Origin of the sequence: Alteromonas marina (genome assembly GCF_000808575.1) — a bacterium.
In the GTDB taxonomy this organism is placed as follows: Bacteria; Pseudomonadota; Gammaproteobacteria; order Enterobacterales; family Alteromonadaceae; genus Alteromonas; species Alteromonas marina_A.
Genome location: NZ_JWLW01000023.1, coordinates 183706 through 199025 on the forward strand (window position 1 = coordinate 183706; position 15320 = coordinate 199025).

The following is a 15320-nucleotide window of genomic DNA, read 5'->3' on the forward strand; positions in this document are numbered from 1 at the left end:
CTCGCTGAGTGGGTAATGATCTATGCAGACTGGTATTACTTAGCGCAACGAATAACGTAATTAGCGCTACGAATAACGGCTTAAGAAAAAAATCAAAAAAAAGCCGGCAGGGATGCCGGCAATAAGTGGAGTGGGACTCCAATGAGGGTAAAACACACAAAAGCATTAAAACTCAGGGAGAAGTCTTAAAACTTGTATGCAGTATAGAACCCGTTTTTAAATAGGAAAATCGTTAAAAATTGATTGTAGTAATCGGAAAATTAGAATGTGCTGAATAGCGAATAGCGAATAGCGAATAGCGAATAGCGAATAGCGAATAGCGAATAGTGAATAGCGAAGAAAGAAAATTGGGCTACACAAAAAACAGCGTGTAGCCCAAAGGGGGGATTAGGCTAAGCCTAGCTTCTTCTCTAGGTAGTGGATGTTGGTTCCACCCGCAAAGAAGTTTTCATCGGCCATAATGGCGCGCTGAAGAGGTATATTCGTTTTAATACCTTCAACTACAATCTCTTCAAGGGCGTGGCGCATACGAGCAATCGCTTCGTCGCGGCTTTCACCATAGGTGATAAGCTTACCAATCATTGAGTCGTAGTAAGGAGGCACGTGGTAGCCCGCGTAAATATGCGACTCCCAGCGAATACCTAAACCACCTGGCGCATGGAACATATTGATAGGACCAGGGCTAGGAATAAAGGTTTTAGGGTCTTCTGCGTTAATTCGACATTCAATAGCGTGGCCACGAATTTGAATTTGCGACTGATCAATTGATAGTGGCTGTCCGGCTGCAATGCGCAGCTGCTCTTTAATAAGGTCAACGCCTGTGATCATTTCAGATACAGGGTGCTCTACCTGAATACGGGTATTCATTTCAATGAAATAGAATTCACCGTTTTCATATAGGAACTCGAAAGTACCTGCTCCGCGGTAGCCAATTTCAATACAGGCTTTGCGGCAGCGATCGCCAATCTTGGTGCGCATTTGCTCAGAAATACCCGGTGCAGGTGCTTCTTCAACCACTTTTTGGTGGCGACGCTGCATTGAACAGTCACGTTCACCTAAGTGAATAGCGTTGCCTTGGCCATCGGCTAATACCTGAATTTCGACGTGACGTGGGTTTTCAAGGAATTTTTCCATGTAAACCGTTGAGTTGCCAAATGCAGCGCCAGCTTCCGCTTGCGTGGTTTCAATGGCTTTAATCAACTCAGCTTCGCTGCGTACTACGCGCATACCACGACCACCGCCGCCGCCCGCAGCTTTAACGATGATTGGGTAACCAATGCGCTTAGCAATGGCTTTGTTGCGCTCTACGTCGTCAGTTAGCGGGCCGTCAGAACCGGGTACACACGGTACGCCTGCTTTTTTCATGGCGTTGATAGCAGACACTTTGTCACCCATAAGGTTGATAGTTTCAGCTTTAGGGCCAATGAAAATAAAGCCACTTTTTTCTACCGCTTCAGCAAAGTCAGCGTTTTCCGCTAGGAAACCGTAACCTGGGTGAATAGCAATAGAGTTAGTGACTTCTGCAGCAGCAATAATGCGAGGAATGTTCAGGTAGCTTTCGGTTGCCGATGCTTTACCAATACAAATTGATTCGTCAGCCAGCAACACGTGCTTCAAGTTTTTATCCGCAGTAGAGTGCACTGCTACGGTTTTGATGCCTAGTTCTTTACAGGCTCTCAAAATACGCAGGGCAATCTCACCACGGTTAGCAATAAGTACTTTATCTAGCATAGTTAAGCACTCGCTTATTCAATGATAAACATTGGCTGGTCGAACTCTACAGGGTCTTGGTTTTCAACCAGGATTGCCTTAACCACGCCTGCTTTATCTGCTTCAATTTGGTTCATCATCTTCATCGCTTCAACGATACAAAGCGTGTCGCCAACTTTTACTTGCTGACCCACTTCTGCAAACGGTTTTGCAGTTGGTGAAGAAGCACGGTAGAAAGTACCGACCATTGGAGACTTAACAACGTGACCCTCTGGCTGTGCTGGCTCAGCTGGCGCTTCAGACGCAGTGGTAGCTGCCGCTGCAGGAGCTGGTGCCATTTGCGGTGCTGCTGGTGCTGCAAAGCTGTAGTTCATTGGCGCTTGAACACCCGTTGGACCACGGTGGATGCGTACAGACTCTTCGCCTTCAGTGATCTCTAGCTCGGCAATGCCAGATTCTTCCACTAGTTCGATGAGTTTTTTAATCTTTCTAATATCCATGTTCTGTCTCTGCTTTATTTTTGCGATTTCGGTAAATTGATTGCTGCAGTAAGCGCGAGCGAGTAGCCCATGGCACCAAGGCCAACAATGACGCCAGCTGCAACATCAGAAAAATAAGAATGATGACGAAAAGGTTCACGAGCGTGAACGTTCGACAAATGCACTTCAATAAACGGGATATTGACACTTAATAACGCATCGCGAAGGGCGACACTGGTGTGCGTGAAGGCAGCAGGATTAATAATAATGGCATCAACAGTTCCCATAGCAGCGTGTACGCGGTCGATCAGTTCATACTCAGCGTTTGACTGAAAATGCGTTAAGGTCACGTTGCTTGACGCGGCCTGCGCCTGCAAATCATCAACGATGTCTTGCAAGGTTTGCGTGCCGTATTTGTCGGGTTCTCTTTGGCCTAACATATTTAAGTTAGGGCCATTCAATAACAAAATATTCATCTAGTTTGCTGCTATCTTCGGGAAAAAGTCACTGTTATTGCCATTTCAACAAAATTTTGTGACAGTTGCACGAAAAAAAGCCAATTAATTTTCTCGTTTACTGTGTTAACTGCTGATTATAGTGATAGATAAAGATTTCGCAGCAAAATACTGGTCTAATCAGGTGTTTTCGACGCAAAGTTTGAGGTGTGTTTTTACGTAAAACCGCCATATGCTGCGTTCTTTAGAGGTATCAGTGTGTGTTGCCAGCAGACGTCTTGGCGAGAGAAAAAGGTACACTTACATATTTACCATGGAACTTAGCCACATAAATACCAAAGTGAAGGTGGGGCAAAGAAGAAAACCCCGTATTGCCGGTATAACCGATAAGCTGCCCGCGCTTTACAGTTTGCCCTCTTGTTACTACAACACCTTTATATTTCAGGTGGTAGTATTCGCCGGTGGTTCCGTCGCTATGAAGAATAACAACGTAGTTAGCGTATTTTGCAAACTTCGGCGTCGGCCCGCCTTTCGTGCCGTCATCTTTCGTGTCGATCACTACGCCTTCCCGGGCGGCTAAAATAGGTGTACCTACAGGCGCGGCAAAATCGAGAGAATACCTTGACGCCCCCGAATGACTATAATTGCCGTTAAAGCCTTGCACAATGCGGTATTTGCTAGCTGGTTGTAGCGGTGGCAGATACGTATAGGCGTTGTCGTGTATCGCGTCTACGCGCCCCACCGTCCATTTAACGCGCATAGACGCCCAGAATGCGTCGGCATTTTTTACTACGCCAAGGGGCACTTGGTCATTGGTATCTAAAAATGCGTTAATGTGGGCTTTCGATTTAAGCTCCCCATTGCCTGTGGGAATGTCTTGCATCACATTGGAATACAGAGTTAGCGCTACGGGCAATTCTACTTTTCTCTGTACTGAGACTAAATAAAGAGAAGAAGACGAAGGCGTAAGCTCAAAACAGAAGCGTTTGTTATCAAAGCACCCCGTGGTTTTCGCCGTTATTGATAGGGAAAAAGTGAGCGAAATAAAAAAGAAGGCCAGCATTGAAGCCACCCTTCTTTTCTGAAACCCGCCCCTACCCAAGATTAAGAGAGCAGCGCTTCGCACCGCTCGCCATACTCGCCATATGAGAAGAGGAAAGGCCTCGAATCGAAGCGCCTTAGTCCAAGCGACCACTTTGACCGTCATTAGTGTTAGACCCATTGTTAAGCCACTCGTTTACGTGACCGGCAAAGGCGTCTGCTTTCATAAACCCGGTAACACGAGCTTTGGTTAGCTCGTCGCCGTTTTCGTCAAAGAACAAAATGGTAGGCAGGCCTAGCACTGTAAAGGTGTCAAAAATCTCCTGACGCTCTGGTGTGTTATCGGTAAGGTCCATTTGCATCCATACCGTATTGCTAAGCGCAGATACCACTTTCTCGTCAGGGAACGTGTACTTCTCGAACTCCTTACAGGCTACGCACCAGTCGGCGTACAAATCGACCATCACGGTTTTACCTTTTGTGTTAGCCGCCGCTATTTTATTACGTAAGTCTGCCAAGTCTCGCGCAACAACAAAGTCTGGATGCCCTGCGTGGACACCATCAGAGTCCTCGCCCCAAAGCCCTGTGTTTAGCCCTGCTTGATAAGTAAGGCCAGCACTTCCCATAATGCCTATCGCAACTAAAACAGCACGCACAAGCTTCATGAGCGAGTTTTTGCTGGCGCGATTGAGTACCCAGTAATAACCGAATAAACCAAAGCCAAGCAATGCCCATAAGAAGCCAGTAGCAGGGCTGTTGTATAGACGCTCAATAAACACAATGGCCACGGCAAGCATCATAAATCCGAAGGTGACTTTAACCACATTCATCCAGTTACCTGCTTTAGGTAGCAGTTTTCCGCCTGTCATGCCGAACAGGATAAGTGGAACGCCCATACCAATACTTAACAGGTAAAGAGAGATAAAGCCCAGAGTCATGTCGCCAGTTTGGGCAATAAATAGCAATATGCCGGTGAGCGGGGCAGTAGTACAGGGCGAAGCGATAAGGCCAGACAGTACACCCATAACAAACACACCTGCGAAACTGCCGGGCGTTTGGTTGTTACTCATGTGAGTGAGCTTTTCTTGATACTTTGCTGGCAGCTGAATTTCAAAGCCACCAAACAGGGCAACGGCAAGTGCTACAAATAGCACAATGAATACGCCCAGCACCACAGGGTGTTGCAGCGCAGCCTGAAACTGCGCTCCGGCTACCGCAACCACTAGTCCAAGCAGCGAGTAAGTAATCGCCATGCCTTGTACATAAACAAAGGTTAGCCAGAATGAATGCGATGCGGTTTTAGATTTGCCCTGACCAATCACAATGCCCGACACAATGGGGTACATAGGAAACACGCAAGGCGTAAAGGCGAGGCCTACGCCTAGGGCAAAAAATAGAGCTAGAGTAAGAGCAAGGTTATCTTTATCGATCAGCCTTTGCGCTAAATCGAACTGCTCGCTTTGTGAAGACGACGAGGTAGACGCGCCATTTGATTCTGCTGTCGCATCTGCGTTTACTGCACTATTGCTTCCGACTTCATTTAAATACACCACTTTTACTGTGGGCGGGTAGCAAAGGCCGGCATCAGCGCACCCTTGATAGCGAATTTTAACTACGCCGTCACTGAGTGCTGACTCAATGGGTAGGGTAATAGATACGCCGTTGTAAAATACTTCAGACTCACCAAAGAACTCATCTTCAATCATTACCCCGCTTGGGTAAACAGGCTCGCCAATTTCGGCTTGTTTAGCCACAAACTTAAACTGTTTAAGGTATAAGTAGTAGCCGTCAGCAATGTCGAAATTTAAAGTAAGAACGTTATCTTTTTGACTAAAGTCAAAAGCAAACGCTTGGTCAACATCGAGAAATTGGGGCTCATTTGTAAATGGGTCGCCAAAAGCACTTGGCACTTGTGCGAACGCAAACGTAACTAACAGCGACATCAAACAAAGCACTGACAATACGGACGCAATAAAGCGACGAAACAGCGAAGCCAACGATAGGCAAGGCGAAGGCAAAAGGGTAGTCATAAGGTTGTCATTCATTTTAATCTATTTTTACGTCTTAGTTATTCTTGTTAAGAAAATACGGGTTCAGTTAGCGCTGCAGTGTGTTTTGTAACCACTGACCGTAAGCGCTGCTAGCCTCAGCATTAAGTTCTAACCATTCAGGGACATCATACGGATGTAGTTCGCTTACTCTATCGAAGGCCTGTAAAACGTGTTGTGTGTTCGTTTTAATAAGCAGTTGGCATTCTACGTCGGTTTCCACCTTCCCCTGCCACTCATAAACGGACTCTATACCCTTGATTATGTTAACGCAGGCAGCAAGCTTATCTTTAACAAGCGTACTGGCAATTAATTGCGCTGTCTTTTCATCTGGCGTGGTACATAATACAAGCTTTATTGTCATAAACTTTCCCTACTTATCTCGCGCCTGTTACTTTGCTAATGGGTCGATGTGTAATAGACCTGAAAGCCCGCACTATTCTTTCACAGCGAAAGTATATCACGGTCGTTATCGGTCGCTTTACGTGGCTATTTAAGCGAAAGGGTGGGCACCTTTTCTTGTTATTACGTACAAAGACCCTATAACAGGTTAGGAATACATGAAAGAGGAAGCATTTTGCGGGTTTTATTTATACTGTTTGCCCTATTACCTATTTTAGAGATTGCGTTGCTGATTAATGTGGGCAGCGTGATAGGTGGTTGGAATACCGTTGGCTTGGTGATTCTCTCTGCCTTTATTGGTGCTTACTTTGTTAAGCGCGAAGGCGTAAGTACGCTGCAGACGGCGCAAGAAAAAATGCAGCGAAATGAAGTGCCAGGAAAAGAACTAGTTGAAGGCTTGATGCTGGTGGTTGCGGGTATTTTACTTGTGACGCCAGGCTTTATTACCGATATTTTCGGCTTCTTATTGGCAATGCCAGGCTCTCGTCACTTCTTTGCTGCTCAGGTCAGTAAGCACATGAAAATGCGTGTTGTCGCTCCGGGTATGGGGCCGGGAACTGCAGGCTTCGGACAGGGTCAGACACCGTTTGGGCAAAGTCCTTTCGGTGATCGCTCTAACTCGTCCAATAGTGATGGTGATGTGTTTGAAGGTGAGTACACCGATCACACCACTAACGACCCAGATAAGCGCTTAAAATAGCGAGCCCCAACGCCCTCTCCGTCGGGTTATGAGCGCCGTTTACCGCGATAAGCGGCGTTTACTTGCCCAATAAAAAGAAGTATTTAGCGAAAAAACCAATTTTTTTACATTTTTTTGCCTAAAAACCCTTGAAGTTATCTGGGTACTACCCCATCTATCCGTGCAGAAACGATTTTAACAGCTCAGTAATGAGCAACCTTAAACACGCGACGTTTAGATAGTCTGAATGTCGATAATTACATTCATTTGAATAGTGGAATTTTCAGGAGACTTGAAAATGGCAATTCGTCCTTTACACGACCGCGTAATCCTTAAGCGCGCAGAGCAAGAAAGCAAATCTGCAGGCGGTATCGTTCTGACTGGTTCTGCAGCAGAAAAATCTACACGCGGCGAAGTAATCGCAGTAGGTAACGGTCGCATTCTTGAGAACGGCGAAGTTAAAGCGCTAGACGTTAAAGTAGGCGACACCGTTATTTTCAACGACGGTTACGGCGTTAAAACAGAAAAGCTGGATGGTGAAGAAGTACTTATCCTAAGCGAAAGCGACATTCTAGCGATTGTTGAGTAATTACAACTAACGTTAAAACGAATTTTTAGAGGAATTTAATCATGGCAGCTAAAGAAGTACGTTTTGGTGATGACGCTCGCAGCAAAATGCTAAAAGGCGTAAACACACTAGCTAACGCAGTTAAAGTAACACTAGGTCCAAAAGGCCGTAACGTTGTTCTAGACAAGTCTTTCGGTGCACCGACTATCACTAAAGATGGTGTGTCTGTAGCGAAAGAAATCGAACTTGAAGACAAGTTCGAGAACATGGGCGCGCAGATGGTAAAAGAAGTAGCGTCTAAAGCGAACGATGAAGCGGGTGACGGTACAACTACTGCTACTGTACTTGCTCAAGCAATCGTTACTGAAGGTCTTAAGAGCGTTGCAGCGGGTATGAACCCAATGGATCTTAAGCGCGGTATCGACAAAGCGGTTGCGGCAGCGGTTGAAGAGCTTAAAGCTCTGTCTACTGACTGTGCAGACAGCAAGTCTATCGCTCAAGTAGGTACTATCTCTGCAAACTCTGATTCAGAAGTTGGCGATATCATTGCTCAGGCAATGGAAAAAGTAGGTAAAGAAGGTGTTATCACTGTAGAAGAAGGTCAGGCACTTCAAAACGAACTAGACGTTGTTGAAGGTATGCAGTTCGACCGCGGTTACCTATCTCCATACTTCATCAACAACCAAGAAAACGGTACTGTTGAACTAGACAACCCGTTCATCCTATTGGTTGACAAGAAGATTTCTAACATCCGCGAACTACTTCCTACCCTTGAAGGCGTAGCGAAAGCGGGTAAGCCGCTAATGATCATCGCTGAAGATGTTGAAGGCGAAGCGCTTGCTACACTAGTAGTTAACAACATGCGCGGTATTGTTAAAGTTGCAGCGGTTAAAGCACCAGGTTTCGGTGACCGTCGTAAAGCAATGCTACAAGACATCGCTATCCTAACTGGCGGTACAGTAATTTCTGAAGAAATTGGTCTAGACCTTGAAAAAGTTCAGCTTGAAGACCTAGGTACTGCTAAGCGCGTAGTTATTAACAAAGACAACACAACTGTTGTTGACGGTAACGGCGACCAAGAAGCGATTGAAGGCCGTTGTGCTCAAATCAAAGGTCAAATTGAAGAGTCTACGTCTGACTACGACAAAGAGAAACTTCAAGAGCGTCTAGCTAAGCTTTCAGGCGGTGTTGCCGTAATTAAAGTTGGTGCAGCAACTGAAGTTGAAATGAAAGAGAAGAAAGACCGCGTAGAAGATGCACTACATGCAACTCGCGCAGCGGTTGAAGAAGGTGTAGTACCTGGTGGTGGTGTAGCACTAGTTCGCGCAGCAGCCAAACTTGCTGACCTTACTGGCGACAACGACGACCAAACCGTAGGTATTAAGCTTGCACTACGTGCAATGGAAGCGCCTCTACGTCAAATCTCTATCAACTCAGGTGCAGAAGCATCTGTAGTAGTTAACGCAGTGAAGAACGGCGAAGGTAACTACGGTTACAACGCAGGTAACGACACTTACGGCGACATGCTAGAGATGGGTATCCTTGACCCAACTAAAGTAACGCGCTCTGCACTACAGTTCGCATCTTCAATTGCTTCACTAATGATCACAACTGAAGCAATGGTAGCTGAACTACCTAAAGACGACGCGCCTGCAATGCCTGATATGGGCGGCATGGGCGGAATGGGCGGCATGATGTAATCATCCCCCAAGCTTAACGCTTAAAAGAAAGGCGCTGCTCATAGAGCAGCGCCTTTTTTGTTTGTGCTAACTCTTTTGGGAGTTAGTTTAACGGAGGAATGTCATCGGCATTCTGGTTAATTTTACCTACGCCTGAGTAGTTGATAACTCGCTGTTTAACGACTTCGGCATCATCTAGTACGTAGTCGTAAGGCACTTCGTAGCTGGATGTTGGCGTGGCATCCGGTCCTGCTACAACGTCACCATCAGCTGGCGTTGTCCACGTTACGCCTTCGCCAAACAGGTTGCCTGACGTGTTCCAGTATCCAATAACGTCTGAGTAGAAAGAAACAATTGGGTTTTGCGTGTTTTCAAACACATTGTTTTCTACCTGTAGCTCTGCACCAATTCTTGAATTGATTGCCGTAGAGGATATCTGATTGTAATAGTTGTTATACAAGTGACCGTGACCGTAGCGGAATAACGGCAAACGTGACTCGATATTCTCAAACCGGTTGTGGTGGAAGGTAATTAAACGCTCGGTATTATCACTGTCTACATCATTCTCAGTGTGGCCGTGTAACGAGGCTTTCCAATGATCATGAAGGTAGTTGTAAGAGATAGTGATGTTTTTCGCGCCGCGTTTACTATCTACTAATCCGTCGTAGAAATCCTTGTCCACAGACAATGTGCTGTAAAGCTCATTGTGGTCAATCCAAATGTTGCTGGTGGTAGAGCCGTCGTTATCACCTTCAATAGAGATAGCGTCTTTACCATCAGTAAGCACGTGGTGGATTTTCAGGTTTTGAATAATCACGTTATTTGCACGTCGAATTAAGATGCCAATACCGTCAAATTCGCCCCTGTCTGCAACCCCGATAATTGACACATCGTTCATGTCTTTTATTTCAATCGGTGAGCCCGTACCGCCATTGTTTGCGTCGGTAATGGTGCCATCTACATAAACCGTCACTGGGGTGTTGCTGTTCGCCGCGCTGTCTAGTGCCGCTTGCAAGTCAGCGCCGTTATCTACGGTTACTACCGTACCGCCAGCACCGCCAGTTAATGCATAGTTGTATTGCGCAAAACCGTAAGCATCAAGCGTTGGAGCAGGTGCTACATTCGGTAAGTTAGGCTCACTTGGCACCCAGCCTTCACCGTTATTAAAGTGAGAGAATATCGCCGTTCTGCTGGTAAGTTCAGTCACTTCGCTGTCGGTAAGAATGTGGGCAAACTGACGGCTTGAAAGATCAAGCGGGTTACCCTGCATATCCATGCTGCCGTATTCACGCCATCCAGCTGCTGCGGTTGCAGGGCTAGGGTTTGGTGCAGGTTGGTCGCGTACTCCTTCGCCCGCCCAGCCGATAGTGGCAATGTGGGTGTCGAAACGGTTATTAATAAGCGTAATATTGTCGAAGTAGCTCGCGCTGCCGCCACTTCTTGCAATATACGTAGAGTCGTCGAGTACACCGTTACCAATAGGGCCTGGGCCATTGGTGAAGCTGCTGTTTAAGAAGATAAACCCTTTATAAGAAATATCAGGTACGCGAGCTTGTAGAATGTAGCCGCCCGCTGTGTCTTCGTCAGGGTTACCATTTTTAGAGTCGCCAATGGTGCGAATTTCGCTGTTTTCAAACAGTGCGGTATTTACGTAACCCCAAATGAAATCAACGTTGCCGGCAATCAATGAGTTGTAGAACCAACTAAAGCCTTTTAACAGCAGCGTATCTTGTTCACTCACAAAGTTCATATCAACGGCAGTTAGACGACCTGAATCACTGTTAAAGTAAATCGTCTCAGCTTGGTTAGAGTAGTCGTTGCTTCTGATGTGTGAGTTTTTCAAAGTGAAGTTCGTTAGCGTCAGGTTATCTACGCCTTCCACTAAAAATACACTTCTTCCACCTGATGGCGTGCCCGCCGCAGGTGCTTCGCTCTTGCCGCTACCGCTGTTAAAGCTTTCAAAGTTATCGTAGTACACCACGGTATTGTCTCGGCTCTCGCCTTGAAGCGTGACATTGTTGTTACCGCGAAGGAACAGCATTTCCTGATACTCGCCGTCACGAATCGTAATGCGAGATGGCGTATCGCTGCTTACGTTTTGCATCACGTAATTAAGCGCACCTTGCACAGTGCGGAAATCCGCTTCGCCGTCATCATCTACGGTAACATTCGCGCCAGAAGGTGCGGCAGCTCTTGTTGCAAAGCGCCAGTTCGCACTCTTGCCAATACCACTAAAGCTTTCACCATTTAGCGTTGCGCCGGTTACCGCACCATCGCTAATGGCCACGTAATACGACTGACCATATTGAAGGGCATTTGTATGAGGCTTAATCACTAATTTGTTGCCTACAACTGATGCTGGGCGGTAAGCCACTTTGCGCTGTCTGTCTTGGCCTTCAAAGCCAATAAAGTCTTCATCAGCTGCAATATTGATAACGTCTACCAGGGTGTCGTCTGTCGCATTGTAAATGCGCACTTCACCGCTACTTCCTAAGGTGGGCTCGCTGTCGAAGGTTAACGAGAGTAGGGTATCGGGATACGCATTGTTATTGCCCGAATACGGTGTGGTATCCGGGAATAAGTCGCCATAGGTGGCGGTAGGCATGGTGAAGCCTTCGCCAACATTAACGGCAATGTGTTTGCTTAACGTAGGGTCAGAGCCAGAAGTAAAAGTTACTATTGCGCTGCCGGCAGCGCGAGGGGTAATAGTAACTTGTGGGCCTTGCTGCTCTACGCTGACCACACTCGCATCACTGCTGGTTACGGTAAATGTGTCTTCAGTTATACCGTCGTTTTGTACTGCGGTAACGTAAACGAATAACGGATCGCTACTGGTGGTGGTCTCCCACTCTGTTTCTTTGAAATCCAGAGTAAGTTGAACTGGTTTAACTGCGGGGTCACCCACTTTTAAATCGTCCAGCTCGAACGAACGGTTATTAGTGAAAAGGCCAATCAGTCCCGCTGCGCTATAGGTTGTATCTTCTGCTGTACCCATGTTCTCGCCGTCTAAATAAACGGTGAGTTTCTCGTTTTCCATTTCAAAACGTACGCGATACCACGTGCCGTCTGTACCGTCTTTTTCACCCAGTACAATAGGTGACTTGGCTTGTACAGGGCGAGAAATACTGCCTTCGGTACTTACCGCTACTTCCACTTGTGTACTGCTTGATGAGTTTTGTACATTCAAACCTCCGCCGTACCAGTTTCCAGCGCTATCATAACGACCTAGAAGAAAGATCTGTTTGTTTCGCGTGGTGCTGTTTTGTCTTGGACGAATGCGCGCTTCAACAAAGTAATTTCCATTTTCTGGCAGGTTGCTAAGTGCCGACTCTTTAACCAAGAAAATTTCGCCACCTTCACCGCCAGCGGTGTAGCGCATCACTTTGTTGCCGTCATCTTCTACAACATCAAACGTGCCTTGTGGACCGTTTGAGCCTGCGTCGTCTGAAATAAGCGTGAAGTTATCTAAAGAGCCCGATGCAAAGTCGTCACAGAAGTAAAGCTGTGGTTCATTTTCACAGCTAAACTTGCTGTCATCTGGCGCTTCACCCACATACGATATAACAAAGTTATCGATAACCACTTTGCCGCCACTTTCAGTACGAAGCTGTAGGAACGAGGTGGGTGTACCAATAAATCCATCGATAGTTAGGCGTTGCCCTGGCACAAGGTTATTAACCAGTTCGCTGTAGAATTTAGAGTCGCCGCCATGTATCGATTTGCTGCTACTGCTGGTGTTGTTATCTACATATATCTGGAAGTTGTTGTCGCCTTCACTGTCTTCAACGGCAATGATGTCCATACTAATGGTATATTCACGGCTTAAATCTAATATACCCGTGGTTACAGTGTCATCAGCGGTTGTGTCTGTATCTGGGGTAGTGTTGCCCATGGTAAAGCGTGCACTGTCGATAGCTAGTTGGCCTTCGGAGATCACTAAACCTGAGCCGCCGCCCGTTACGCTATAAAACGGTGTCGCACCACCATCGGTCGACTTGTATTCAGGGCTGAAGAAGGTGTCAGCGTCTGTTTCAAACGTCTCCTCTAACAGGGTGTTTTCATCAATATATTCAATGCGAATATTGTCGATGACCACAATAGAGCCACTTTCCGTTCTAAATTGAAGGTACGAGTTAGGCGTTGCTATCTGTCCTTCTACTGTCATGGTGGTTCCCGGTACTAAATCGAGCACAGGCTCATTAAAGAAGCGGGAATCTGAACCTAGGTGTGAGTTGGCGCTGCCAGATGTATTGTTATCCACGTAAATCTGGAATTTGTTGTCGCCTTCGGAATCTTCAGCAGAAATGACATCAAAGATAACATTGTAAGGACGGCTCAAATCCAGTGCACCGGTTGATGATGTATCGTCAGACGAGCTTTGGGTATCTGGTTCAGTATTACCAAGGGTAAAGCGTCCGCCGTCAAGCTGAATACCAGTGTCAATTTGCGTTACCGAGCCACCGGTAATGGTAAACATAGCGACTTGCTCACCCGCTGCATTTTCAATCGCGGCAAAGTTTGTCGAGAAAATATCCTCGCTTTCACCTGCAAAGGTATAGGAAAGCGGCAGCGGTACACTTGGAATAACTTCTGGCTCTTCAGGCTCGGTAGGCTCAGGCTCAACCGGAGGCACTGGGTCAACTGCGTCAGCTACCGTCTCAATTTTTAAGTTATCGATAGTGATAGTGGCACTAGAGTCTGTGCGCAATTGGAAGAAGCTATTAGTTACCGAGCTATCGAGAATTTTAGCGTCAGGTGCACTAGGATCGCCGCCACCAATATCGTCGCCTGGCTCATAGGTATAGGTAAATCGCGTGCCGGGTACCATCGTGCCGTCTGCTAACCCTATGCTTACGAACTTAGAAGCAGCACCGTGTACAGAGTTATCTTGCCCTGTTGTGTTGTTATCTACATAAAGGCTGAACGTACCGCCGCCATTATGAGAAATAACGTCGAAGCTAATGGTAAAACCTTCGCTAAGATTATAAATACCCATGCCTACCGTGTCTGATGCCGATGTGTTGGCACCTGGGTTGGCCGCAGCGTTACCAATACTGAATCGATCGCCTTCAAGGGTAAGCTGACCTGTGGTGGCGTCGACTAGCGGGCTGCCACCTGTTACATAATAAAGCGCACCGGCGTCTGGCTCGTCACTTAAACGTTTGTACGACGATGAGAAAAACGTATCGGTGTCGGTATCGAAGTTTTCTTCAAGCGCCGCCTGGATAGAATGAGCGGCTTCCTCTAGCTTTGCCAGTTCTACATCTGCTTGTTCTTGGGTAAAAGCAAACAGGTAGTTTTGCGGGTCTTCGTTGGCAAGACAGCTTTCAACATGAAGCACTAACGGCATAGACTGAGCGTTATCTGGAGATACCACGCACAGGCTGTATACCTCGTTAACCGTGTTGAAAGCACGGGAAATAAGATACTCAGTTTGCTCATCGTAGCTAAGGGCAATAACTTTGCGTCCAAAAGAGAATTCATAGTTACCCGTTGTGCTTTCCTCACCGTGCACTCTTACGAAAGTACCTGACAAATTCGTTTCGTCGTCAGGTGTAAAGGTGTAAGTGGCTTGCGATACACTTCTGCCTTCTAATGTCGGTGCGTAAATGTCGCCTGTGAAGCGGGTTACATCAAAGGTGTTAGGGAAGAGCGTACCTAATTCGGCTTCAAGATAATTCACGAAATGGCTGATAGCCTGTGCTTTATCCACAAGCGTAGCACTGGCTCCGCCAGCAGAACCAAGCCACACCTCTACATCCGCTGCAAAATCAGCATCAGATTGATTAAAGAAATCTTCAATGGTTTGCCCTTCGTCGAGGGTAGCTACCGCCACATCGCCAGCACTGGCGCTTAGCGATATACCGTTACTTGGGTCGCCATCGGTATCAAGAGATTGTAAAAGTCGAAGTGTGTTTACGACCGACTGGTTAAAAGGGTTGTCGGTTGCGAACAGGTCAAGAGGAGAGATAACGCTCGATGCCGGGGTTTCTGGAAACGCCAGCTGACCTATGCTGAAAGCGAGCTGTTCGCCTCTGAAGTAAGAGTATTCACCCTGCGCATTGGTGGTGCCGTTTTCCACAGAAGCAGAAGAATAATTAATTCCTTCAACGGGGCTATCAACAAATACGCCAGTCAGTGCTGGATCGGGGGGGAGGGTTACGTTGGTAGAGCTTTTCTCGCCGCAGGCAGTAACGAGAATAACACCGCCCATCAGGGCAGCAATTTTCGTGAGTTTCATGGTACTCAATCTCCATAT

10 protein-coding genes are annotated in these 15320 nt (G+C 46.8%); 3 read left to right on the top strand and 7 right to left on the bottom strand.

Annotated features, from left to right (window positions below; translation table 11 throughout):
- Positions 1 to 387: 387 nt before the first annotated feature.
- The 6 genes from accC to cutA form a co-directional block, all read right to left on the bottom strand.
- The gene (gene accC, locus RJ41_RS13100) at positions 388 to 1731 is read right to left on the bottom strand and encodes an acetyl-CoA carboxylase biotin carboxylase subunit (RefSeq protein WP_039221532.1); all 1344 of its coding nucleotides are present in this window, start codon (positions 1729 to 1731) and stop codon (positions 388 to 390) included.
- 14 nt (positions 1732 to 1745) lie between these two features.
- Positions 1746 to 2210 (bottom strand): acetyl-CoA carboxylase biotin carboxyl carrier protein, encoded by a 465-nt coding sequence (accB, locus tag RJ41_RS13105; protein WP_039221534.1) that lies wholly within the window; start codon positions 2208 to 2210, stop codon positions 1746 to 1748.
- A gap of 14 nt (positions 2211 to 2224) precedes the next feature.
- The gene (aroQ, locus tag RJ41_RS13110; RefSeq protein WP_039221539.1) at positions 2225 to 2665 is read right to left on the bottom strand and encodes a type II 3-dehydroquinate dehydratase; all 441 of its coding nucleotides are present in this window, start codon (positions 2663 to 2665) and stop codon (positions 2225 to 2227) included.
- Between the two features lie 232 nt (positions 2666 to 2897).
- Positions 2898 to 3707 carry a M23 family metallopeptidase gene (locus tag RJ41_RS13115; RefSeq protein WP_039221540.1) on the bottom strand — a complete coding sequence of 270 codons (810 nt, stop codon included), beginning with the start codon at positions 3705 to 3707 and terminating at the stop codon, positions 2898 to 2900.
- 115 nt (positions 3708 to 3822) lie between these two features.
- Complete coding sequence (locus RJ41_RS13120; RefSeq protein ID WP_052235478.1) at positions 3823 to 5715, bottom strand: protein-disulfide reductase DsbD; 1893 nt, start codon at positions 5713 to 5715, stop codon at positions 3823 to 3825.
- 67 nt (positions 5716 to 5782) lie between these two features.
- A complete protein-coding gene (gene cutA / locus RJ41_RS13125; RefSeq protein ID WP_039221542.1) occupies positions 5783 to 6097 on the bottom strand; it encodes a divalent-cation tolerance protein CutA in 315 nt (104 codons plus the stop codon).
- A gap of 213 nt (positions 6098 to 6310) precedes the next feature.
- Here cutA and RJ41_RS13130 point away from each other — a divergent pair, with 213 nt between their 5' ends.
- The 3 genes from RJ41_RS13130 to groL all read left to right on the top strand — a co-directional run bounded on the left by RJ41_RS13130 (position 6311) and on the right by groL (position 9082).
- A complete protein-coding gene (locus tag RJ41_RS13130) occupies positions 6311 to 6835 on the top strand; it encodes an FxsA family protein (protein WP_039221545.1) in 525 nt (174 codons plus the stop codon).
- Positions 6836 to 7112: 277 nt separating this feature from the next.
- Complete coding sequence (locus RJ41_RS13135) at positions 7113 to 7403, top strand: co-chaperone GroES (RefSeq protein ID WP_012520088.1); 291 nt, start codon at positions 7113 to 7115, stop codon at positions 7401 to 7403.
- Between the two features lie 41 nt (positions 7404 to 7444).
- Entirely contained in the window at positions 7445 to 9082 is a 1638-nt protein-coding gene (gene groL, locus RJ41_RS13140) for a chaperonin GroEL (RefSeq protein WP_039221547.1), read from the top strand.
- 82 nt (positions 9083 to 9164) lie between these two features.
- Here groL and RJ41_RS13145 read toward each other — a convergent pair whose 3' ends face one another.
- Positions 9165 to 15302, bottom strand: coding sequence for a pectinesterase family protein (locus RJ41_RS13145; protein ID WP_039221550.1), 6138 nt, complete (start codon positions 15300 to 15302; stop codon positions 9165 to 9167).
- Positions 15303 to 15320 lie beyond the last annotated feature (18 nt).